Here is a 23,885-nt window from a genome sequence, read left to right as displayed (position 1 = left end):
TGGAAAATAGACTGGAGGAACAGAAATATGTATGATATAAATGGGTGGAAACATGTGTTTAAACTTGACCCAAATAAAGACATTTCAGATGAACATTTAGAACAGGTTTGCGAATCTGGAACAGATGCGATTATTGTAGGCGGGACAGATGGCGTGACGCTTGATAATGTCCTTCAGCTTTTAGCTCGTATTCGCCGCTATACTGTTCCATGCGCACTGGAAGTTTCCTCAATTGATTCTGTAACGCCTGGGTTTGATTTTTATTTTATCCCAACGGTTTTGAACAGTTCCAATACAGATTTCATCACAGGACTTCATCATCAAGCAATGAAAGAGTTTGGCGAGATTATGGATTGGAATGAAATCTTTGTTGAAGGATATTGTATAGTAAACAGTGACTGTAAAGCGGCTCACGTAACAGAGGCGAAAACAGAATTAGACGAAGAGGATGTTATTGCGTATGCCCAAATGGCAGAACGCATGTTTCGTTTACCGATTTTTTATTTAGAATATAGCGGAGTTTATGGTGACGTTTCACTCGTTAAAAACGTAAAAAACGCACTGTCTACAACAAAGCTATTTTACGGTGGCGGCATTGCTTCCTCAGAGCAAGCAGTAGAGATGGCACATGCAGCTGATACAGTTGTGGTTGGCAACGTAATTTATGAAGACTTGAAAGCAGCTCTTCAAACGGTAGGTGCTGTAAAAGGTTAATTACAATAGGGCGGTGAAAGTGTGCAATACTTAAGTGAGAAATTACTAACAGGATTAAACCCGGAGCAAAAAAAAGCAGTCCAAACAACGGACGGAGCGCTTTTAATTATGGCAGGAGCGGGAAGTGGAAAGACGCGGGTTTTAACACACCGCATTGCGTATCTTATGGTTGAAAAAGAAGTAGCGCCATGGAACATTTTAGCGATTACGTTCACAAATAAAGCAGCGCGAGAGATGAAAGAGCGTATTATGAACATTTTAGGAGGATCTGGGGAAGATATCTGGATTTCAACCTTCCACTCCATGTGTGTGCGTATTTTGCGCCGTGATATTGATCGCATTGGCTATAACCGTAACTTTACGATTTTAGATTCAACAGATCAACTTTCAGTGATTAAGCAAATTTTAAAAGAGAAGAACTTAGATCCGAAAAAGTTTGATCCCCGTGGCTTGCTTGGCAAAATTAGCTCAGCGAAAAATGAGCTGTTAACACCAAAACAATATGCGGCAAAAGGCGGTTCTCTTCTAGAGGAAGTAGCGGCAGAAGTTTATACAGAATACCAAAAACGTTTGCGTAAAAACCAAGCACTTGATTTTGATGATCTAATCATGGTAACAATTCAGCTATTTCAGCAAGTGCCTGAAGTGCTTGAGTTTTATCAGCGAAAGTTTCAATACATCCACGTTGATGAGTACCAAGATACAAACCATGCGCAGTATATGCTCGTTAAACTACTTGGTGAACGTTTTAAAAATGTCTGTGTTGTAGGGGATTCTGATCAGTCGATTTATCGCTGGCGCGGAGCGGACATTACAAATATTCTTTCCTTTGAGCAAGATTATCCGAGTGCTAACGTTATTTTGCTTGAGCAAAACTATCGCTCAACAAAAAACATTTTAGAAGCGGCTAACAGAGTGATTCAGCATAATACAGGGCGCAAACCGAAAAATTTATGGACAGACAATAATGAAGGCCCGAAAGTCTCTCATTATCAAGCATCAAGTGAACATGAAGAAGCCCAGTTTGTTGCTGGTAAGATTCGTGAGCTTGTTAATGAAGGAAAGCGTAAGTATAGTGACTTTGCTATTCTTTATCGTACAAATGCTCAATCTCGTGTGATGGAGGAAGTGCTATTAAAGTCTAATATTAATTACAGTATCGTTGGCGGTATTAAGTTCTACGATCGCAAAGAAATTAAAGATTTGCTTGCTTATCTCCGTTTAATTGCGAATCCGGATGATGATATTAGTTTAACGCGTATTGTAAACGTACCAAAACGTGGCGTTGGAGCAACATCTGTTGATAAAATTGCAAACTATGCTGTTTCACAAGACATTTCTATGTTTAGAGCAATTGCTGAAGTAGAGCAAATTGGGGTAAGCGCCCGCGTGCAAAAAAGTTTGTTAGAATTCCGTGAGATGATCGATCATTTAACAAATATGCAAGACTATTTATCCATTACAGAACTTGTAGAAGAAATCTTAGATCGAAGCGGCTACCGTGATATGTTGAAAACAGAGAAAACGATTGAGTCCCAAAGCCGTCTTGAAAACATTGACGAGTTTTTATCTGTTACACAAGAATTCGAAAAAGGGAGCGAAGATAAAAGTCTTGTAGCCTTTTTAACTGACTTAGCTCTTGTAGCAGACATCGATCGTCTTGATGATGAAGAAGAAGATACAAACGATCAAGTTGTCCTTATGACGCTTCACTCAGCAAAAGGTCTTGAGTTTCCTGTTGTATTCTTAATTGGAATGGAAGAGGGCGTGTTCCCACATAGCCGTTCTCTTTTTGAAGATGATGAGATGGAAGAAGAGCGTCGTCTTGCATATGTTGGAATTACGAGAGCAGAAGAAGAGCTTTACCTACTGAATGCAATTATGCGTACGCTGTTTGGGAAAACAAATGTGAATCCTGCTTCACGATTCATTGGTGAAATTCCGAGTGAATTAATTGAAAGCATTGGGCAATCTAAAGAGAAAAGCCCATTCTCAAGACCAGGGCCACGCCGTCCATCTGTGAAACGAACAGTGCTTCAGAGTACAGGTGGAGGAGATATTGATTGGAACGTCGGAGATAAAGCTTCACATAAAAAATGGGGAGTTGGAACTGTTGTAAGCGTAAAAGGCGAAGGAGATAACAAAGAGCTTGATATTGCTTTCCCAAGCCCAATAGGAATTAAGCGATTGTTAGCCAAATTTGCGCCTGTAACGAAAGAATCATAAAAAGGAGCGAATGAGATGGAGTTTTCACAAGCGAAAGAACGCGTTAAAGAGCTTCATAATCTTTTACATCAATACAGCTATGAATATCATGTGTTAGACAAGCCGAGCGTTCCAGATAGCGAGTATGATCGTTTACTTCATGAACTCATTGGGCTTGAAGAAGAATATGAAGAGTTAAAAACACCGGATTCGCCAACTGTTCGCGTTGGCGGAGATCCGCTCTCTTCCTTTGAAAAAGTTGAGCACAAAACACCAATGTTAAGCTTAGGAAATGCTTTTAACGAAGAAGATTTGGCGGATTTCGACCGCCGTGTTCGCCAAGGTGTTGGAGATAATGTTTCATACGTTTGTGAATTAAAGATTGATGGACTTGCTGTTTCACTTCGTTATGAAGGCGGAGCATTTGCTCAAGGAGCAACGCGCGGGGACGGAACAATTGGAGAAGATATTAGCAATAACTTAAAAACGATTCGTTCCATCCCATTAAGAGCAAGTGAGCCTCTTTCAATGGAAGTACGTGGTGAGGCTTATATGCCGAAGAAGTCATTTGAGAAACTTAATGAAGAAAAGCTTGAGCGGGGTGAAGAGCCTTTTGCAAACCCAAGAAATGCAGCTGCAGGCTCTCTTCGTCAGCTTGATTCTAAATTAGCAGCGAAACGAAACCTCGATATATTCGTCTATTCTATAGCGGACGTTGGAAATACAGGTATAACGTCCCATAGTGAGGCGTTAGACAAGCTAGAACAATTGGGCTTTAAGACGAATCCAAATCGACAGAAATGTGATACGATAGAAGAAGTTTACAGCTATATTAAACATTGGACAGAACAACGGACAGAGCTTCCATATGATATCGATGGAATCGTCATAAAAGTGGACGAATTCTTTCAGCAAGAAGAGCTTGGCACAACAGCTAAAAGTCCACGCTGGGCTATTGCCTATAAGTTTCCGGCTGAGGAAGTTGTGACAAAGCTGCTCGATATCGAGCTAAATGTGGGGCGTACAGGAGTTATTACACCAACTGCGCTGTTAGAACCTGTTCAAGTAGCAGGGACAACGGTAAGCCGTGCTTCATTACATAACGAAGACTTAATTCGTGAGAAAGATATCCGAATTGGAGACAATGTTGTGGTGAAAAAAGCGGGAGATATTATCCCTGAAGTTGTAAACGTACTTGAAGAACGGCGTACAGGAGAGGAAAAAGAGTTTACAATGCCAACTCATTGTCCTGAATGTGAAAGTGAGCTTGTTCGTTTAGAAGGAGAAGTTGCGTTAAGATGCTTAAATCCGAAATGTCCTGCACAAATTCGTGAGGGGTTTATCCACTTTGTATCAAGAAATGCAATGAATATTGATGGTCTTGGAGAAAAAGTCGTAACACAGCTCTTTAAAGAGAAGCTTATTGAGGACGTAGCAGATTTATATCAGCTGCAAAAAGAACAGCTTCTAGAGCTTGAGCGTATGGGAGAGAGATCGGTCACAAAGCTTCTTCAAGCAATTGAAGCTTCAAAGGGAAATTCACTTGAGCGCCTCCTTTTTGGACTTGGTATTCGTCATGTTGGAGCCAAAGCTGCTAAAACATTAGCAAGCGTTTTTCATTCAATGGAAGGCTTACAAAAAGCAACAAAAGAGGAGCTACTGGCCATTGATGAAGTAGGAGAGAGAATGTCTGACGCCGTTATTACGTACTTTGAGCAGCCTGAAGTAGTCGAGCTTTTAGAAGAGCTGCGCTCGTACGGAGTGAATATGGAATACAAAGGACCAAAACTTGTACAAGCAGCTGATAGTGATTCAACTTTTGCAGCCAAAACGGTTGTGCTTACAGGAAAGCTTGAAATATTGTCACGCAATGAAGCAAAAGAAAAGCTTGAAGCACTTGGTGCAAAGGTAACAGGGAGCGTAAGTAAGAAAACGGACTTGCTTATAGCTGGAGAAGATGCAGGATCTAAGCTTACAAAAGCTGAAGATTTAGGCATCGAAGTATGGAGTGAACAACAGTTTATTGAAGAGCTCAAAAAGCAGTAAAGTTAGGAAAAAGAAAGAAGGATAGGCATTATGCTTATTCTTCTTTCCATGGATAAAAAGCGTACAGGATACGACTTGTGAGGTGTATAAGGTTTGAAGAAAATTGTTTTCCTTGCTCTTTCTGTCATGCTTGTGACAACAGCGTGTGCACCTGATTTTTCGAAAGAAGAAGAAGTGGTTCAGAAAACAGACGATAACAAACAAAAAGCGGTCATTTCGAAATATAGTATTTCAGATGACACATATCAAAGTGTTCTACCATTCAAAGAAAGTAAATCAAGAGGATTAACCGTATCGAACTTAAACACACGTCTTGATGTGAAAGAGTTCGAATCAGGTTTGACTCGTCTTTCTAAAGATGAGTTTTCAACAGATGATTACTATTATCAAGAAGGGCAGTATCTTGATGAAGATACAATCAGCTCTTGGCTTCGTCGTAAATGGACAGAAGAACAGTATAAAGATGTTCTGAAAGATTACGATAAAGAAGAGCGAGATAAAGTAAAAAATGTTGGTTTAAACCCAATTAATACGGGAGAAGGCAGCGCAGCGGAACAAAGTGAAAAAAGTCCAATCTACCTAGCTCATATTCTAGAGCAAGATTATCTAGTGAAAGATGGAGATGAATTAAAGCTTGGCGGCGTTTCAATTGGTCTTGCGATGAACTCTGTTTATTACTATACACAAGAGAAAGGCTATCCGCGCGAAAAGAAAATTAGCCGTGAGAAACTTCAGGAAGAAGGAGAAAAAATGGCGGCTGAGATTGTTCAGCGGATGAGAAAAATCAAAGGGTTAGAAAATGTTCCAATTACAGTTGGACTGTTTGAACAGGAAGAAAAATCCTCGCTTGTGCCTGGAAGCTACTTTGCGAAAGCAACAGCGAAAAAAGGCAGTAGTGAACTAGGCAGTTGGGATAAGATTGATGAAGGGTATTATCTTTTCCCATCAAATGCAGTAGCAGCAGATGAGCGAAGCGATAGCGACATGTTTGGAAACTTTAAAGCGGAAATCCAAGACTATTTCCCGAATTACACAAACATTATTGGAAGAGGATTCTACCAAAATGGCGAGCTTCAAGAAATGACAATTGATATTCCGATTCAATTTTTCGGTGAGCAAGAGATTACAGGTTTCACACAGTATATAGCAGGACTTGTTATGGAGCATTTCCCTTCATACTTGAAAGTAAATGTTAACATTAGTACTGTTCAAGGACCAGAAGCGCTTATTTCTCGCGAGCCAGATGAGAAGAAACCATTCGTGCATATTTACAAGTAATAGAGAAGCATCCACTGTGTGGATGCTTTTTTTGTATATTTAAAAGCTTTATATTTTGCCATCATGATGGAATAAAAGACGTTCTCTTAAAATAGAAAGAACTTGATGTTTTTTTACTCAAAACGAGAAATATCTCTTCCCTTTTGGTAAAATGGAAAATGGATTATAACGTTAGTTGCTTAAGAACAATAAAATCTGATATTATCAGTATATTGTTGCGGTTCGAATATGTGGAGGTGAAAGGTATGTCACGAATTTCAAAAGAACAAGTAGAGCACGTTGCACATCTTGCACGTTTAGCGATTACTGAAGAAGAAACAGAAATGTTTACAAAGCAATTGGATGCAATTATTACATATGCAGAACAGTTGAATGAGTTAGATACAACAGGTGTTAAACCAACAACACACGTTCTTGAAGTGAAGAATGTAATGCGTGAAGATAAACCAACAAAAGGGTTACCACGTGAAGAAGTGTTAAAAAATGCACCGGATCATCAAGATGGACAAGTTCGCGTTCCATCAATTTTAGAATAGGGAAGGAGGCTTTTTTATGTCATTGTTTGACCATAAAATGTCTGAATTACACGGCTTACTACATAAGAAAGAAGTTCGCGTTGAAGAGCTTGTTAATGAATCTTACAAGCGAATTGGCGAAGTAGATGAAAAAGTTGGGGCATTTCTAACATTAGATAAAGAAAAAGCACATGCATATGCAAAAGAATTAGATGAAGCAATTGGTACAAAAGACGAGTTTGGTCTTTTATTTGGTATGCCAATCGGAGTAAAAGATAATATCGTAACAAAAGGCTTACGTACAACTTGCGGAAGTAAAATGCTTGATAACTTTAATCCAATTTATGATGCAACAGTTGTGGAGCGTCTGCGCGCAGCTGAGTCTGTTACAATCGGTAAAATTAATATGGATGAGTTTGCAATGGGGTCTTCAAACGAAAACTCTGCATTAAAAGTTACGCGTAACCCTTGGGACTTAGATCGCGTACCTGGTGGATCAAGCGGTGGTTCAGCAGCAGCTGTTGCAGCTGGTGAAGTTCCATTTGCACTTGGTTCTGACACAGGTGGTTCTATCCGTCAACCAGCTGCATTTTGTGGTGTTGTAGGATTAAAACCAACATATGGTCGCGTTTCTCGTTATGGTCTTGTTGCGTTTGCATCATCTCTTGACCAAATTGGACCAATTACACGTAATGTAGAAGATAATGCCTTCCTTCTTCAAGCCATTTCTGGAGTTGATAAGATGGATGCAACATCTGCAAATGTTGAAGTACCAGATTTCCTTTCTTCTCTAACAGGAGATGTAAAAGGTCTTAAAATTGCGGTACCAAAAGAATACCTTGCAGAAGGTGTAAATGAAGAAGTACGTCAATCTGTACTTGATGCTCTAAAAGTATTAGAAGCACAAGGTGCAACATGGGAAGAAGTATCTCTTCCACATTCTAAATATGCTCTTGCAACATACTACCTGCTTTCGTCTTCTGAAGCGTCTGCAAACCTTGCACGCTTTGATGGGGTTCGTTATGGTCACCGTACAGACAATGCAGAGAACTTAATTGAAATGTACAAGCAAACGCGTAGCGAAGGCTTCGGAGATGAAGTGAAACGCCGTATTATGCTTGGAACGTTTGCCTTAAGCTCTGGTTACTATGATGCATATTACAAAAAAGCACAGCAAGTTCGTACATTAATTAAAAAAGACTTTGAAGATGTTTTTGAAAAGTACGATGTTATTGTTGGACCAACAACGCCAACACCAGCATTCAAAATTGGTGAAAACGTAAATGATCCATTAACAATGTACGCAAACGATATTTTAACAATTCCAGTGAACCTTGCAGGTGTACCAGGAATTTCTGTTCCATGCGGATTTTCTAATGGTCTTCCACTAGGATTACAAATTATCGGAAAACACTTTGATGAAAGCACTGTTTATCGTGTTGCTCATGCGTTTGAGCAAGCAACAGACCATCATAAACAAAAACCAACATTGTAAGGGGTGAAAAAGAGATGAATTTTGAAACGATTATCGGTCTTGAAGTACACGTTGAGTTAAAAACAGATTCTAAAATCTTTTCCGCAAGCCCGAATGCATTCGGCTCTGAGCCAAATGCAAATACGAGCGTAATTGATTTAGGATATCCAGGTGTTTTACCTGTTTTAAATAAAAGAGCGGTAGAATTTGCGATGAAAGCAGCAATGGCATTAAACTGTGAAATTGCTACTGACACAAAGTTTGATCGTAAAAACTACTTCTATCCAGATAACCCGAAAGCATACCAAATTTCACAATTTGATAAGCCAATCGGTGAGAACGGCTGGATTGATATTGAAGTAAAAGGTGAGAAGAAACGCATACGCATCAACCGTCTTCACCTTGAAGAAGATGCTGGTAAGTTAACTCACTCAGGCAACGGTTATTCTTTAGTTGACTTTAACCGTCAAGGTACACCACTTGTTGAAATCGTATCTGAAGCAGATATGCGTTCACCAGAAGAAGCATACGCATACCTTGAAAAGTTAAAATCAATCATCCAATATACAGGCGTTTCAGACTGTAAGATGGAAGAAGGTTCTCTTCGCTGTGATGCGAACATTTCACTTCGTCCATACGGTCAAGAGAAGTTCGGAACAAAGTCAGAGCTTAAAAACTTAAACTCTTTCACGTATGTTCAAAAAGGACTTGAACATGAAGAAAAGCGTCAAGCACAAGTACTTCTTTCAGGTGGCTTAATTGAACAGGAGACACGCCGCTATGATGAAGCAACAAAGAAAACAATTCTTATGCGTGTAAAAGAAGGATCTGACGACTATCGCTACTTCCCAGAGCCAGACCTTGTTGAGCTTTATATTGATGAGGAGTGGAAAGAGAGCGTTCGCGCAAGCATTCCAGAGCTTCCAGACGCACGCCAAAAGCGCTATGTCAAAGAGCTTGGTCTTCCATCATATGATGCTCACGTGTTAACTCTTACAAAAGAAATGTCTGATTTCTTTGAAGAGACAATTGCACAAGAAGCAGATGCAAAACAAGCCTCAAATTGGCTAATGGGTGAAGTATCAGCATACCTTAACAAAAACAATCAAGAGCTTGGTGAAACAGCTCTAACACCAAAGAATCTAGCTGGTATGATCAAACTTATTGAAGAAGGAACTATTTCTTCTAAAATTGCGAAAAAAGTATTCCAGCACATTATTAAAGACGGTGGCGATCCACACGAGTTTGTGAAAAAGCAAGGTCTTGTTCAAATTTCAGACGAAGAAACACTTCGTAAATTTGTAACAGACGCACTTGATAACAATCCGCAATCCATCGATGACTTCAAAAATGGGAAAGATCGTGCAATCGGCTTCCTTGTTGGTCAAATTATGAAAGCATCAAAAGGGCAAGCAAACCCTCCAATGGTTAACAAAATTTTACTTGAAGAAATCAAAAAACGTTAATCAAACGTTTGTTTAAATGAAAGCAACGGTCACGACCATCTCGTGGCCGTTGTGTTTCTTTTTTTGGGAAACATTCTATCCTTTACTATGTCTTGTGAGTTGAAGGGTTCAGTTTTTCGCGATATACTAACGTTTGGAAACTAAACAGGCGAGAATCCCCATCTTACTGCCGGTTGAGGCTTATATTGTAAGGTCAACGGGCAGTAAGAGCTTAAACTAAGCTTTTGGGGATTTAGGGCGCTTTTAGAAGAGAAGTTTTACTTACGATATATTGGAGACAATAGTAGTAACACAATCATAAACAGATCTCTTTGTATATAGAAGAACGAAAAATCTAATTAGTGGGATGATGTATGATGAAACGTGCAAGAATTATTTATAACCCAACATCTGGGCGTGAATTAATTAAAAAAAATCTAGCAGAAGTGCTTCAGCATTTTGAACAAGCTGGGTATGAGACCTCTTGTCATGCAACAACATGTGCAGGAGATGCAACTGTTGCAGCTGAGGTTGCAGTTGAACGCGGTTATGATCTCATCGTTGCAGCTGGTGGAGATGGAACAATTAATGAAGTTGTAAACGGTATGGCTGGAAAAGAGAACCGTCCAAACCTTGGCGTAATTCCTGTTGGCACAACAAATGACTTTGCTCGTGCTTTAAATATCCCAAGAACAATTATGGGCGCATGCCAAGCCATTACAGATGGCGAAGCAATGCCAATTGACCTTGGCTGTGTAACAAATGAAGGAAACACCCATTATTTTATTAACATTGCAGGCGGAGGTAAGCTAACAGAGCTAACATATGAAGTGCCAAGCAAAACAAAAACAATGCTTGGTCAGCTTGCTTATTATTTAAAAGGAATGGAGATGCTTCCATTCATCAAACCAACAAATGTAAGAATTGAATATGATGGACGTGTTTACGATGGAGAAGTTATGCTTTTTCTCGTATCCCTTACAAACTCTGTTGGTGGATTTGAAAAATTAGCACCAGATTCCTCTTTAAATGACGGCTTATTTGATTTGCTTATTTTAAAGAAAGCCAACTTAGCGGAGTTCATTCGCGTTGCGACCCTTGCACTACGAGGTGAGCATATGCATGATTCTCACGTGATTTATACAAAAGCGAACAGAGTAAAAATTAGTACAGAAGAGAAAATGCAACTTAACTTAGACGGCGAATTTGGCGGACTACTTCCAGGCGAGTTTGTGAATATGTATCGTCATATTAATGTGTATATGCCAAAAGAGAAAGCGCAGGAAATTCGAGATAAAGAAAAAGAACTGAACATGGAAAATGAACTGAAGGATGTTTAATAAATGGCTAAGCTAACACCCCCTGTTGAGAAGAACCAATATGTTACCGTTAAGTTTGAAGACTTAACACATGAAGGAGCAGGCGTCGCAAAAGTGGACGGCTTCCCTATTTTTGTTCAAAATGCGCTTCCAGAAGAAGAAGGAAACGTGAAGATTATCAAAGTGAAAAAAGGCTTTGCAATTGGCAGAATGATGGAAACAACAAAAGAAAGTCGCTTCCGTACAGAACCGCCTTGCCCAGTATACAAACAGTGTGGCGGCTGTCAGCTGCAGCATTTGAAATATGAAGCACAGCTTGACTACAAAACAAAGCAAGTAAAGGAAGTACTTGCTCGTCTTGGCAATATTAAAGACGTTACGGTACATCCAACACTTGGAATGGAAGATCCATGGAATTACCGAAATAAAGCACAAGTACCTGTAGGTGAAAGTGAAGGCGGACTTGTTGCAGGCTTTTACAAACAGCGCAGTCACGACATTATTGATATTGAACGATGTATGATTCAGCAAGAGCAAAATGATGACGTTGTTCAAGCTGTCCGTAAAATCTGCTCAAAGTACGGTATTCGTGCTTATGACGAAACAAAGCATAAAGGAACGCTTCGCCATGTTATGGTCCGCTATGGTGCGACTACTGGTGAACAAATGGTTGTGCTTGTGACTCGTACAAAAGAGCTTCCAAACAAAAATAAAGTTATCGAAGAACTAAGAGCGCGTCTGCCGCAGCTAAAATCAATTGTTCAAAACGTGAACTCCAAGAAAACAAACGTCATTATGGGTGACGAAACAACCGTGCTTTGGGGAGAAGAATATATTTACGACAACATTGGTGATGTTAAGTTCGCCATCTCAGCTCGTTCATTTTATCAAGTAAATCCAACGCAAACAAAAGTGCTTTATGACAAAGCATTAGAGTACGCTGACCTGCAAGGAGAAGAAGAAGTTATTGATGCTTACTGTGGTATTGGAACAATCTCTCTATTCCTTGCACAAAAAGCAAAGAAAGTGTATGGTGTTGAAATCGTTCCAGAAGCAATTGAAGATGCGAAGCGCAATGCTGAATTAAATGGCATTACAAATGCAGAATTTGAAGCAGGGAAAGCAGAAGAAGTTATTCCTGCATGGTATAAAAAAGGAATTAGCGCTGACACACTTGTTGTGGATCCACCGCGTAAAGGCTGTGATGAGGCGTTATTAAACACAATCATCGACATGAAGCCAAATCGCGTTGTCTATGTATCTTGTAACCCTGGAACACTTGCAAGAGACTTGCAGGTGCTAGAGGGAGGCGGCTATAAGACAGTTGAGGTTCAGCCTGTTGATATGTTCCCGCATACGACACATGTGGAGTGCTGTGCACTCCTTGTAAGGAAAGATTAGATTAAAGGATATAACAGTAAAGAGAGAGCCTTTCCTAAGTCGGAAGGCTCTTTTTAAATAGAGATTTTGTTCCCAGCTCCAAAGGCAACAGGACCCTAGATGATAAACCGAAAGGATAAAAATCCATCGAGCCGCATTGTCATATGCTTGTCGCGGAAAGACTAGCCCCTTGAGCTTTTCAATGTTAAGAGGGTCTTACTATAAATCTTAATAATAAGTCGACTTTTGGTATCTGATAATTTTCATCTCCCTGAATATTCACCGTCATTAGTCCGGAAAGAAGCGATAAATAGCATGATATCAGTTCACTAGGATTATCTTCTGCAATTTCCCCTTTCTTCTGTCCTTCAATGAATAGGGGTTCCAATATGTCGATGTAAGTCTTCATTGTATTTTCCTCAATAAGCTTTTTAGCAGTTATGGGTACTTCATCTGACGTACGAGCGTGATGCATCAACATGAAATAAAATTGGGAACCTTCATTGAGTATCTCAGCGGTTAAAGTTTTTATTTTATCTAATGGAGTTCCAGGTAGTTGATAGATACTCTTGATTCCAGCAATAGATTCGTCTATTGCTTGCTGAACGAGTGTAGTAAATAGTTCGTCTTTGGAATTAAAATAGCGGTAGAGAAGCCCAGCACTTATTCCAGCTTCACTAGCGATCATGCTCATTTTCGTGCCAATAATTCCTCGTCGAGCAAAGACCCTAAGGGCTGCTTCTATAATTTGTTCTTTTCTTTCATCACGAATTTGCTGCAACTGTTCTTCGTTTAAAGGTGCAATGATGTTTCACTCCTAGATTCTTTTCATTATTATTAAGCATTCAAATGTTCATAAGCTGTTGAGGGAAAGGGGGGGATAAGCTGAGACAATTGTTCATCAAGTGTCTGCCCACATGCCTTTGAGAGTGCCCAGAGCAATTCTTTACTTTCAGAAGATGTTTCTTCAGAAGCAAGAATGGCTGCTAGCATTTGCGAATTTATTATTTTATCTAGCGGTAAAAGCAAAGTATTCACCGCCCAATATAACCCATATAATTCAAAATTATGTTTGGTAGTGGCATGTTTAATATACAATTCAAAGTATTTTTGGGCAAATTCACTCCCCTTCAATGGTGTACCTACATATGATACTCCTTTCCATGGTAGATCAGCAACACAATTCAACCACCAGGCAGGTTCAACAATTTCATTCATTTTTTGAAGCATGTTACGTTCAAAATAAGGCGAGGGATAATTTCGTTGTTCACGCAAGCAGGATTCTAACATTTCTGCTTCTATTGCAGCCATTGTAATTCCTTGGCCGAAAATCGGATCAAAATTGCAGAAAGCATCTCCTAAAACCAACAATCCTGATGGCCATTGCTCCATTTTTTCAAAGTGATGACGAAATAACTCAGTAACTCTATAACCTCTAGGAACTGTAATTGGTTCAAGCTCTTGCAGCACTTCTGCTATTAATGGGTCAGCCAGCTTTGCAATCTCTTGTTCATACTCAGCAACATTCGTGGTTGGATAATGCCCGCCAGGACTATAAAGTACTGTTTCAGCTATGTTATTCTCAATTGTGGAAAATACTCCAGTTAAACTCCTGTTTGAAGGGTCTCCGGCAATTCGAATGACATCCCAATTTACTGACAAATGAGAGGGAATCTTGTAATGGCGAGTGCTGTAACCAAGTGAGACTTTGAGGATATCAGGGTTTGGTACATCAAATCCGAGGTGTTGTAGCCATTTTCCCAATTTAGAGGAACGGCCACTAGTATCAATTACTAGGTTAGCACCAAATGTTTTCTGCTGCCCTAGTTGTTCTCGCTCTCGTACATGGACACCTGTTACAACTGTTTGATCTGATGTCATTAGTAAGCCGATTACGTCAACCTTTGTAAGAAACTGAACATTTGAAATCTTTTTCACACGCTGACGACATACCCACTCAAGCAGAGCTCTGCTGAATGTGGCATCATTTTCTGTATTGGGCATTGCAAGGGATCCATATTGATTAGTCTGGTGAATCATTTTATTCTGTGTAGATGGAGCACCGCAAGCTAATAATTCATCATTAAATCCAGGGAAGAGTCGTTCTATTATCATTTTACCTCGAGGTGTAAATCGATGTGGGTGAAAAGCTTGAGGAGTACCTGCACGAATTTCCGGTTTCACAGGTAGATCATCTTTTTCTATGATAAGGACTTCTTCATAATAATCAGAAAGTACTCTTGCAGAGAGTAGTCCAGCCATTCCTCCACCAATTACAATTGCTTTTTCCAAATTGCCTTTTTTAAATGATACCTCTGTTTTGATCATCATTATAGCCTCCAATATACTCATTTGTAAAACTGTTCATAATAAATTAGCTTGTAATGAAAAAACAATTTTAGAATGAATGGTTCATTCAATAAAAGGATAAATTGTAATATATAGAATGTCAACAAAAACTTAATTAGATTGTGGTACTTCTCTTTTGTATAAGTATCTTTCAGTTCTAAATTAGATTAGTATAGGGGAATTAAACGTTTATTAAGGTGTCTGTTATCTTTTAATTTCTTATATACGTTTGTAGAAGGTATGTTCCAAGGGGGAATGTTAAGCGAAACATAAAGAGAGTATATGATTTTATGACAGTAGTAAAGGAGTTAAACATTTAAAATTTATATACTTCATCAGGAAACATCTATATCACAACAAAAAAGCATTGAGTTACACTCAATGCTTTTTATCTATTATTTTACTAAACTAAGTCCTCTCTCAACCTTCACAAAAGCAATAATTCCTTCACCTTCTGCAAACGTCACTTCTGTTTTTAACATATTGCGGTCAAAGTTATGTTTATCAACAAGGTTCAAGTGAATAGCTTCAATTAATTCTTTTGTATAAATTGTTTTTTCATATCCTTCAAATTCTACAAGAGCATAGAATTCTTCAAAGTCGTCTGTACATAATTCAACAGACACCTCGTAAGGGGAAACGTTTTTTTCATGATACGCTATATATTCGCAAACACTGTCGTGTACGTTTTGTTCGTTAAATTTAATTTCCATCATCTGACCTCTTTCTATGATGCCTTTCTTCTGGTGAAGATCTTTTTAATAAGCCATACGATAACAAGGATAATTATAATATCTAATAGCAGGCCGAACATTGAGAATCCAGTTCCTGCTCCGCCAAATGGATGGAACATGCTTCCTAATAAAGCACCGACCCCAAATGCACCGGCATAAGAGGCAATTTTCTTAGCTGTTGAAGGTTTTTTGTTGTTTGCTGTTGAGTTTGAATTTTTTTGAGTTGAGTTTGTAGATGTTTGTGAGTTGTCTTTCTTCGTAGAAGTTCCACCAGAATAGCTTCTATTAGAAGAGTAACCATTTGTACTCTTAGATGAATAGCTAGAACTTGGTGTGCTATAGGAATGGCTTCGCGCCCCACTGCTGTAACCTCTTGCTTCTGCTGCATGTGGAAGAATCATAGCCGCTACAATCATCATAAGCGTAAAGATTGATAAAAATTTTTTCAAAATTCTTTGCACCTCTTTGTTAGTAATATGTATATTTTACTACATGAAATAATAAAATGCTCGTCTTATGCTTTTTAAGGGAAAACTTATTTGTTACACAAATGAAACTTTTTAAAATTCAAAAAACGGGTACAACAAATAATAAGAGAGAAAATATCAAAACTGGAGGGAATAAATATGATGACGAAATCGAAGAAAAAGAAAGTGGTACTTGGTACACTTATTTCAACAGGTGGTGCTGCACTAGCAGTTGCTGCATATAAAAAGAAAAGAAAAGCATCTTTTAAAGTACGTCCAGATACAGATATGAGAAACAGTAAAAAAATCGACCAAGTAGAGAGTGTTGATGCGGACAAAGCAAGAGATGAAGAAGGACTTACTCAATATGATTCAGCTTTAAAATCAGATTGGGTAGCAAACGGGTTCCCGCAAACACATATGGAATTAGAAGAGCTAGAAAGTCAGAAAAAATAAAATAAAAAGACTAAAAAAAAGCAAGGTAGCATGTCTATCTTGCTTTTTTTGTTTGCACATAAAAATAAAAAAGAAACATATTATCAAAAAGTAACCATGATTTAATCATAAGATGCTATAATACTTTATATTATTTTATTGACTATTTTCTGGAAAAAGAGAGAAAAGAGAACATAAATGAAAACGTATTCAATACTATTCTTAACTAGGAGGGAGGTGGTTTTAAATTCTTGAAATTTTTATAAAACATAACAATAGTTAAGGGGAGAAGAAGATGCCGATTTTAATTGTAGCAATAGGAGTTCTTATTCTTTTATTTTTAATTATGAAAGTAAAGCTAAATACGTTTGTTTCGCTTGTTGTTGTTTCCTTTTTAGTTGCGATTGGTCTTGGAATGGAACTCGATAAGATTGTGCTTTCAATTGAAGAGGGAATTGGCGGACAACTAGGGCATTTAGCGTTAGTATTTGGGTTAGGGGCAATGCTTGGTAAGCTTGTGTCAGATGCAGGTGGCGGTTATCGTATTGCAATTACACTTATCAATACGTTTGGACGAAAGAAGATTCAGTTTGCAGTTGTAATCTCTTCTTTTATTATTGGAATTGCTCTATTTTTTGAAGTTGGTCTTGTTTTGTTGATTCCTATTATTTATGCGATTGCAAAAGAGCTAAAGGTTCCTTTCTTATACCTGGGGATTCCAATGGCGGCGGCATTGAACGTAACTCATGGATTCCTACCTCCACATCCAGCTCCAACAGCTATCTCACTTGCATATGGAGCAAACATAGGGCAAGTTCTTTTGTTAGGTATCATTATTGGTATCCCAACCACAATTGTAGCAGGCCCATTGTTTAATAAATTCGCAATGAAGGTATTTCCAAATGCTTATAAAAGAAGTGGAAATTTAACAGCATTAGGTCCGCGTAAAGAGTTTAATCTCGAGGAGACCCCTGGATTTGGCATTAGTGTTTTAACTTCTTTATTTCCTGTTATTTTTATGGCGATTGCGACCATTATATCTCTATTGTTTCGTGAAGAATCCAAAATAAAAGCGATTGTTGAATTTATTGGGATGCCTGGAACAGCCATGTTAATCTCTCTATTACTTGCGATTTATACAATGGGACATGCAAGGAAAATCCCTATGGCAGATATCGGAGATTCTTTATCAAAATCTATTTCTCAAATTGCGATGATGCTTCTTATTATCGGGGGAGGAGGGGCATTCAAGCAAGTTCTAGTAGACGGGGGAGTTGGAGACTATGTAGCTTCTTTATTTCAAGACACAAATCTGTCTCCGCTTTTAGTTGCTTGGATGATTGCAGCTCTTTTGAGGCTATGTTTAGGATCTGCAACAGTAGCAGCTTTAACAACAGCAGGATTAGTAGCTCCTCTTATGGCAGCAAGCGCGGTCAATCCTGCTTTAATTGTATTAGCAACAGGAGCGGGAAGCGTTATTTTTTGTCATGTAAACGATGCAGGATTTTGGATGGTAAAAGAGTACTTTGGTTTAAGTATGAAGGAGACATTTCAGACATGGAGTTTACTCACAACCGTTCTTTCTGTGACAGGTCTGGCCTGTGTTCTACTGCTTGAGATGTTTCTGTAAACAAAAAAGCTTGCTTTATCACTCGATAAAGCAAGCTTTTCTTATTAAACATCATTAACCAGTAACAACGGTCTCTTTTTTAACAGGTTTTTGTTTTTTACGATTAATTTTTCCAATCATATATTTACCGAACGGAAAACGATTTAGAATATTAATCGTGATAATACAGCTTATAAGAGCTGAAACGAACAAGACTGGAATTTGCATGTAACCAAGTTCCCATCCTTGTGAAGCAATAAAATCTCGAATAATTGTAAGATAAAACCAATGGGCAAGATAAATACCGAACGAATATTGGCTGACAATTGTTAATAACTTCGGTGTTTTCTGAAGGCTTTGGCATACAAGGAGCAGGAACAGAATCATCATAACGGTAAAGAAAATAATATCAATCCGCTTTGACCCTACTGGGAAATATTCATTCACATTATTATATATAAGCACACCTAATGAAACGATTAAGAAAAAGAAAATCAGCGCTTTAAATCTTTTTAAGCTTTCTACAAAAGTCATAAAGTTTTTTCCACAATAATATGACAAAGAGAAATAAAATAACCAAGCTACAAACGGGATATAGTATCCGCCGCTCCACAGATAACTTGTAAAAGGTGTGTGGGAAGTAGGTTGTATAAAGTTAAAGATAGCCAAATAAGCTACGTTAATAATTAATGAAACGCTTAAAACAAGCGCAGCTGGTAGTTTGTAAAAGAATTTTGTGAATAAATGATGTAAAACATAAAACTGAAAGATAACTAATACAAACCAACCGTGATATCCACCTGTGAGGTTATTCCAAATCAAGCTTGGAATTTGTTCAGGTACGGCACGTCCTGAGAATACAGCATAGAAGATTGCCATAAAAATGAATGGAAATAAAATTAATTTAATTCTTTTCCAATAGAATCCTTTCGGAAGCTTATTAGGATATGAATAAGCTAAAATTAATCCAGATATGAAAACGAAAGTGGGAGTACCAAAACAAAGTATTGTTGCTAATGTTGTAACAAGTATTCCTTCTTGCACATAATTGACTGTAAATGTTGTTGAATGGAGCATTACAATGCTTAGACATGCTAAGGCTCTTATAATCGTAATTTCATTTAAAACTTTCCTTTTCTTTTTAGGGCTTGGCTCTGCTTTTGATACTGATGTACTTGATGTTAGGGCTAAATCCCTATCATTTTTACTCATAGTGCCCTCCTCTTCGATTCTGTTATAAAACACTTAGAATTATAAACATTGTCTGATTTCTTCGCAATGGATATATATGGATAGGGTGTTGGAGAGAGTATGACTTATACTACTTGATTAAAATAAGCTTTAACTATGCTAGAAACTATAACAGAAAATAGAACAGCAGTATGTTATTACGATAACATAGCTCTCGAGAGAACAATATTCCTTCTACGGTAATTCAAATATTTGCTTTTTAATCCTTCTTCTTGAAAGGTACCCGTATAGTAAGAACTTTCTTTAGAAAAGGCGAATGAAGTAAAATAATACAAGAGGACTCAACTGTTAAAATAATCATTTGTCCTTCTTTATTAATTAGAAAGATAGAATTAAGTTTTTAAAAAAGATGGAAATTATGGAATAGAAAATATAATATAGGAAAAAGAGGAGGGATTAGAGTGTTAAAAGACGTATCAGTACAAGAGAGACCTCTATTTCAAAAGGTCTTATCTACATTTGTATTAACACTGCTCATTGCAACAGTTGGATTATACATAGGGCAATTCGTGCCTGCTGCATTAATGCTGCCGCTTGCAGTTGTTGAAGTTGTTATGCTTATTGCAGCTTTTTGGTTACGACGAAAAAGCCGTGTTGGCTATGCCTTTGTGTATGCTTTTGCAGCTATTTCAGGGATTACAACATATCCAATTGTAAGCTATTATGCATCAATGAGTGGAGCGAACGTTGTTTTGCAGGCGTTTGGTTCTACATTCGGTATTTTCTTAGTAATGGCTATAATTGGATCGAAAATGAAAAAAGATTTATCATTTTTATCTTCGTTCTTATTAGTTGCTGTTCTATCAATGATTTTTGTAAGTTTATTTGGTTTATTTACAGGAGGACTTACATCAGGCTCTTTAATGGCTTTATCTGTTATTGGAACAATTGTATTTTCTCTTTATGTTCTATATGATTTTAACCAAATGAAGAGAATGCAGATTACAGAAGCAGACGTGCCATTACTTGCTTTATCTCTATACTTAGATTTCATTAACTTGTTTATTAATTTACTTCGCTTCTTCGGTATTCTCGGTAGCGATGATTAAGAAAAAGAGCGAGACTGTTTGATCAGTCTCGCTCTTTTTCTTAATTTAAAATTAGAATTGTTTTCCTAACTCTTTTGCACGTTTAATGCCATCTGCTTTAATTTCTTCAGCTTTGCTTGGCTCTGCATTATGTCCTTCAATAAATAGACCGTCAAATGATGGAACGCCGAAGAAGTTCATCATAATGCTGATGTAACGATGACCCATTTCTAAGTCTGCTGCAGGACCTTCTGAATAGTAGCCGCCACGTGCTTGGATATGAAGGGCTTTTTTGTCTGTTAGCAATCCAACAGGACCTTGTTCTGTATATCTGAATGATTTCCCTGCAACAGCTACAGAATCTAAGTATGCTTTCATCACTGGTGGGAACGAGAAGTTCCATAGTGGTGTAACAAATACATATTTATCAGCTGAAATAAACTGTTCGTTCAGTTCTGCAAGACGACTTACTTTTTGTTGTTCTACTTCAGAAAGCTCAGTGAATTCACTTCCTGAACGAAGTTTGCCCCATCCGCTGAAAATATCAGCATCAATGTGTGGAATGTTTTCTTTATACAAATCAATATGAACAATTTCATCACTTGGGTTATTTTCTTTATAGCTCTCAAGAAATGCTTGACCTGCTGCCATGCTGTAAGATGTTTGCTCATCATGTGGATGTGCAGTAATATATAATACTTTTGTCATTATGAATCGACACCTTCCTGTTTTTAAAATATATACTCGCGAAAGTATTGTTAGTTTCAAAAAGTTAACTTTGTTACTAATAGTAACCTGTGCACTTATTTTAGTCAATCATTTTGATTTACACTAACATAATTCTATATATAGAAAGAAGAAGGAAGTTATGAAAGAAGATGAAAACTTTAATTTGTGAAACATTTCACTTTTTGTAAATAAGGAATAGTTTTGAAAGTGAAGTGAAAGAATGAAATTTTCTTAATGTTGCAATATATCTCATGATAACGCTATATTATCGAATTCTAAGCTCGTGAAATAAAAAAAATTCACACTAAAAATGACCATTTATACGTAATCGCTACCAATACTTATTTCTAAAGGTTTAAGGTGAAAAGAGAAAAAGAAAGAAAAGGTTTCCACACTAAGTTAATAATTAAGTAAGTTAAACAAAATGATTGACTCCTTTATTTAATTTAAGTTACTATTAGTAACGTGATGTTGCTTACAAAAGTTAAGCACTTAAATCTTTTTATTTAAGAAAGAAGGTTAGGATCAAATGGATATCCTCTTGGCTATTCTGCCAGCAATCTTTTGGGGGAGTATCGTCTTATTTAATGTTAAATTAGGCGGAGGTCCATATAGTCAGACACTAGGAACAACAATCGGTGCCCTTTTATTTTCCGTTGTTATCTATCTCGTTGTTCATCCAGTGTTGACCCCAACGATTTTCATAGTTGGAATCGTTTCAGGATTGTTTTGGGCACTTGGACAAAGCAACCAGTTGAAAACTATTGATTATATTGGTGTTTCAAAAACAATGCCAATTTCAACAGGTATGCAGCTTGTATCAACTGCTCTATTTGGTGTTATTGTATTTCACGAGTGGTCAACAACAACGACCGTTATTTTAGGTGTGTTAGCATTAATTTTCATCGTTATTGGGATTGTACTTACATCAGTAGAAGATAAGAAAGATGACAATCAAAATGCTCAGTTCAAAAAAGGGATTGTTACACTTATTATTTCTACCATCGGGTATTTAATTTATGTTGTTGTGGCACGTTTGTTTAATGTTGATGGATGGGTAGCTCTATTTCCACAAGCAATTGGAATGTTTATTGGTGGACTCATTTTAACGTATAAACATAAACCATTTAATAAATATGCGATTCGTAATATTATTCCAGGGCTCATTTGGGCTGCAGGAAATATGTTCTTATTTATTTCACAACCAAAAGTAGGAGTTGCTACAAGCTTCTCACTATCACAAATGGGAATTGTAATCTCAACACTAGGCGGTATTTTCCTCTTAGGAGAAAAGAAATCAAAACGTCAGCTTGTGTTTATTACAATCGGTATTATTCTTATTATTTTAGGTGGCGTATTCTTAGGAATGGCTAAGAGTTAACGTTAACGTGAAAGTTAAATATTGAATTTAGCATTTTCAAGGAGGAAGTATAATGTATACAGATTTAAAAGATAAAGTTGTCGTTATTACAGGTGGATCTACTGGTTTAGGACGAGCAATGGCTGTTCGTTTCGGAGAAGAAGAAGCTCGTGTTGTTATCAACTATTGGAATAATGAAGAAGAAGCGTTAGAAGCAAAAAAAGAAGTTGAAGAAGCAGGCGGAAAAGCAATCATTGTTCAAGGTGACGTAACAAAAGAAGAAGACGTTATTAATCTTGTTCAAACAGCTGTAAAAGAATTCGGTACACTTGATGTAATGATTAACAACGCGGGTGTTGAAAACCCTGTTCCATCTCATGAGCTTACATTAGATAACTGGAATAAAGTTATTGATACAAACTTAACAGGAGCATTCCTTGGTAGCCGTGAAGCTCTTAAATACTTTGTAGAAAACGATATTAAAGGAAATGTAATCAACATGTCTAGTGTTCATGAAATGATTCCTTGGCCACTATTTGTTCATTATGCAGCAAGTAAAGGCGGGATGAAGCTAATGACTGAAACCCTAGCACTTGAATATGCTCCAAAAGGCATTCGTGTTAACAACATTGGTCCAGGTGCAATGAACACACCAATTAATGCTGAGAAATTTGCAGATCCTGAGCAGCGTGCAGACGTTGAGAGCATGATTCCAATGGGATACATTGGAGACCCTAAAGAAGTAGCAAATGTTGCAGCATTCTTAGCTTCTTCTCAAGCAAGCTATGTAACAGGAATTACGCTATTTGCTGACGGTGGTATGACAAAATATCCTTCTTTCCAAGCTGGTAGAGGTTAATAAATCAAAAAATCCCCTTTAGGTGAAATGCCTAAAGGGGATTTTTTGATTTAAAAGTGATGTGCTAAATCTTTAGCTTGACCAATAGCTTTTGTTTTTATCTCATCTGTTTTTTCAGGGTGGATCATTTGTCCTTCAATTGCAATTGTTTCAAACGACTCAATTCCAAAGAAATCCATCATTACTTCAAGATAGCGATGTCCCATCTCCTTATGAACATCAGGACCTTCAGAATAGAGGCCTCCGCGTGCTTGAATATGTACAGCTTTCTTTCCCTTTAGAAGCCCTTTAGCTCCGTCTCGTGTATATTTAAATGTTTTCCCTGAAACGGCAATCGCATCAATATATGTTTTCATAATTGCTGGAATAGAGAAGTTCCACATGGGTGTTACAAACACGTATTTATCTGCTAATAGAAACTGTCCGCCTAACTCAGCTAGTCTTCCAACCTTTAATCTTTCATTTGTCTCTAGTTTCTCAAACGAGTTACCAGCCCGAAGCTTTTCCCAACCGCTAAAAACATCAGCATCTAAATATGGAATATCCGCTTTATATAAATCTAAATGAACCACTTCATCACATGGATTTTCTTTCTTATATGTTTCAATAAATTCTTGGCCAACCGCCATGCTAAGTGATGCATCTGCTTGTAATGGATGTGCTGTAATATATAAAACATTTGCCATAC

At 37.6% G+C, this 23,885-nt stretch carries 21 protein-coding genes; 14 read left to right on the top strand and 7 right to left on the bottom strand.

Annotation, left to right across the window (positions count from 1 at the left end):
* Positions 1–27 precede the first annotated feature (27 nt).
* The 9 genes from pcrB to rlmD all read left to right on the top strand — a co-directional run bounded on the left by pcrB (position 28) and on the right by rlmD (position 12,397).
* Positions 28–714: a heptaprenylglyceryl phosphate synthase gene (gene pcrB / locus B9N79_RS20280; RefSeq protein ID WP_040060841.1), complete on the top strand. Its 687-nt coding sequence runs from the start codon at positions 28–30 to the stop codon at positions 712–714.
* Between the two features lie 21 nt (positions 715–735).
* Positions 736–2,940: a DNA helicase PcrA gene (gene pcrA, locus B9N79_RS20275; RefSeq protein ID WP_019395167.1), complete on the top strand. Its 2,205-nt coding sequence runs from the start codon at positions 736–738 to the stop codon at positions 2,938–2,940.
* A 15-nt stretch (positions 2,941–2,955) separates the two neighbouring features.
* A complete protein-coding gene (gene ligA / locus B9N79_RS20270; RefSeq protein WP_040060838.1) occupies positions 2,956–4,965 on the top strand; it encodes an NAD-dependent DNA ligase LigA in 2,010 nt (669 codons plus the stop codon).
* Between the two features lie 93 nt (positions 4,966–5,058).
* Positions 5,059–6,243 carry a CamS family sex pheromone protein gene (locus B9N79_RS20265; protein WP_019395169.1) on the top strand — a complete coding sequence of 395 codons (1,185 nt, stop codon included), beginning with the start codon at positions 5,059–5,061 and terminating at the stop codon, positions 6,241–6,243.
* 245 nt (positions 6,244–6,488) lie between these two features.
* Positions 6,489–6,779 carry an Asp-tRNA(Asn)/Glu-tRNA(Gln) amidotransferase subunit GatC gene (gatC, locus tag B9N79_RS20260; protein ID WP_040060835.1) on the top strand — a complete coding sequence of 97 codons (291 nt, stop codon included), beginning with the start codon at positions 6,489–6,491 and terminating at the stop codon, positions 6,777–6,779.
* A 16-nt stretch (positions 6,780–6,795) separates the two neighbouring features.
* The gene (gene gatA, locus B9N79_RS20255) at positions 6,796–8,253 is read left to right on the top strand and encodes an Asp-tRNA(Asn)/Glu-tRNA(Gln) amidotransferase subunit GatA (RefSeq protein WP_040060833.1); all 1,458 of its coding nucleotides are present in this window, start codon (positions 6,796–6,798) and stop codon (positions 8,251–8,253) included.
* A 14-nt stretch (positions 8,254–8,267) separates the two neighbouring features.
* Positions 8,268–9,698 (top strand): Asp-tRNA(Asn)/Glu-tRNA(Gln) amidotransferase subunit GatB, encoded by a 1,431-nt coding sequence (gene gatB, locus B9N79_RS20250; RefSeq protein WP_040060832.1) that lies wholly within the window; start codon positions 8,268–8,270, stop codon positions 9,696–9,698.
* A 356-nt stretch (positions 9,699–10,054) separates the two neighbouring features.
* Positions 10,055–11,017 (top strand): diacylglycerol kinase, encoded by a 963-nt coding sequence (locus B9N79_RS20245; RefSeq protein WP_019395173.1) that lies wholly within the window; start codon positions 10,055–10,057, stop codon positions 11,015–11,017.
* A gap of 3 nt (positions 11,018–11,020) precedes the next feature.
* Positions 11,021–12,397, top strand: coding sequence for a 23S rRNA (uracil(1939)-C(5))-methyltransferase RlmD (rlmD, locus tag B9N79_RS20240; protein ID WP_019395174.1), 1,377 nt, complete (start codon positions 11,021–11,023; stop codon positions 12,395–12,397).
* Positions 12,398–12,581: 184 nt separating this feature from the next.
* Here the strand turns inward: rlmD and B9N79_RS20235 are convergent, their stop codons facing one another.
* The 4 genes from B9N79_RS20235 to B9N79_RS20220 all read right to left on the bottom strand — a co-directional run bounded on the left by B9N79_RS20235 (position 12,582) and on the right by B9N79_RS20220 (position 15,908).
* Positions 12,582–13,181 carry a TetR/AcrR family transcriptional regulator gene (locus B9N79_RS20235; protein WP_040060830.1) on the bottom strand — a complete coding sequence of 200 codons (600 nt, stop codon included), beginning with the start codon at positions 13,179–13,181 and terminating at the stop codon, positions 12,582–12,584.
* A 32-nt stretch (positions 13,182–13,213) separates the two neighbouring features.
* Positions 13,214–14,704: an FAD-dependent oxidoreductase gene (locus tag B9N79_RS20230; protein WP_046218086.1), complete on the bottom strand. Its 1,491-nt coding sequence runs from the start codon at positions 14,702–14,704 to the stop codon at positions 13,214–13,216.
* Between the two features lie 416 nt (positions 14,705–15,120).
* Positions 15,121–15,438 carry a DUF2653 family protein gene (locus B9N79_RS20225; RefSeq protein WP_040060826.1) on the bottom strand — a complete coding sequence of 106 codons (318 nt, stop codon included), beginning with the start codon at positions 15,436–15,438 and terminating at the stop codon, positions 15,121–15,123.
* 14 nt (positions 15,439–15,452) lie between these two features.
* Complete coding sequence (locus tag B9N79_RS20220) at positions 15,453–15,908, bottom strand: DUF1517 domain-containing protein (RefSeq protein ID WP_040060824.1); 456 nt, start codon at positions 15,906–15,908, stop codon at positions 15,453–15,455.
* 177 nt (positions 15,909–16,085) lie between these two features.
* Between B9N79_RS20220 and B9N79_RS20215 the strand changes: the two genes are divergently transcribed.
* Both B9N79_RS20215 and B9N79_RS20210 read left to right on the top strand, forming a co-directional pair.
* A complete protein-coding gene (locus B9N79_RS20215; RefSeq protein WP_019395179.1) occupies positions 16,086–16,382 on the top strand; it encodes a hypothetical protein in 297 nt (98 codons plus the stop codon).
* A gap of 274 nt (positions 16,383–16,656) precedes the next feature.
* Positions 16,657–17,991 carry a gluconate:H+ symporter gene (locus tag B9N79_RS20210; protein WP_046218087.1) on the top strand — a complete coding sequence of 445 codons (1,335 nt, stop codon included), beginning with the start codon at positions 16,657–16,659 and terminating at the stop codon, positions 17,989–17,991.
* Positions 17,992–18,045: 54 nt separating this feature from the next.
* Here the strand turns inward: B9N79_RS20210 and B9N79_RS20205 are convergent, their stop codons facing one another.
* A complete protein-coding gene (locus B9N79_RS20205; protein WP_046218088.1) occupies positions 18,046–19,182 on the bottom strand; it encodes an acyltransferase family protein in 1,137 nt (378 codons plus the stop codon).
* Positions 19,183–19,622: 440 nt separating this feature from the next.
* On the opposite strand from B9N79_RS20205, the gene B9N79_RS20200 reads away from it, so the two are divergent.
* On the top strand, positions 19,623–20,270 hold the full coding sequence (locus B9N79_RS20200) for a Bax inhibitor-1/YccA family protein (RefSeq protein WP_040060821.1): 648 nt from the start codon (positions 19,623–19,625) through the stop codon (positions 20,268–20,270).
* Positions 20,271–20,321: 51 nt separating this feature from the next.
* Here the strand turns inward: B9N79_RS20200 and B9N79_RS20195 are convergent, their stop codons facing one another.
* Positions 20,322–20,957: an FMN-dependent NADH-azoreductase gene (locus tag B9N79_RS20195; RefSeq protein WP_040060820.1), complete on the bottom strand. Its 636-nt coding sequence runs from the start codon at positions 20,955–20,957 to the stop codon at positions 20,322–20,324.
* A 550-nt stretch (positions 20,958–21,507) separates the two neighbouring features.
* Between B9N79_RS20195 and B9N79_RS20190 the strand changes: the two genes are divergently transcribed.
* Together B9N79_RS20190 and gdh are read left to right on the top strand one after the other, a co-directional pair.
* Complete coding sequence (locus tag B9N79_RS20190) at positions 21,508–22,359, top strand: GRP family sugar transporter (protein ID WP_019390783.1); 852 nt, start codon at positions 21,508–21,510, stop codon at positions 22,357–22,359.
* 52 nt (positions 22,360–22,411) lie between these two features.
* Positions 22,412–23,197 carry a glucose 1-dehydrogenase gene (gdh, locus tag B9N79_RS20185; RefSeq protein WP_040060818.1) on the top strand — a complete coding sequence of 262 codons (786 nt, stop codon included), beginning with the start codon at positions 22,412–22,414 and terminating at the stop codon, positions 23,195–23,197.
* Between the two features lie 50 nt (positions 23,198–23,247).
* Here the strand turns inward: gdh and B9N79_RS20180 are convergent, their stop codons facing one another.
* Complete coding sequence (locus B9N79_RS20180; protein ID WP_019390785.1) at positions 23,248–23,883, bottom strand: FMN-dependent NADH-azoreductase; 636 nt, start codon at positions 23,881–23,883, stop codon at positions 23,248–23,250.
* Between the last annotated feature and the right edge of the window lie 2 nt (positions 23,884–23,885).

This window comes from Priestia filamentosa, assembly GCF_900177535.1.
Classification (GTDB): domain Bacteria; phylum Bacillota; class Bacilli; order Bacillales; family Bacillaceae_H; genus Bacillus_I; species Bacillus_I filamentosa.
The sequence above is the reverse complement of the archived record's forward strand: the minus strand, read 5'-3'. Positions and strand labels throughout refer to the sequence as shown.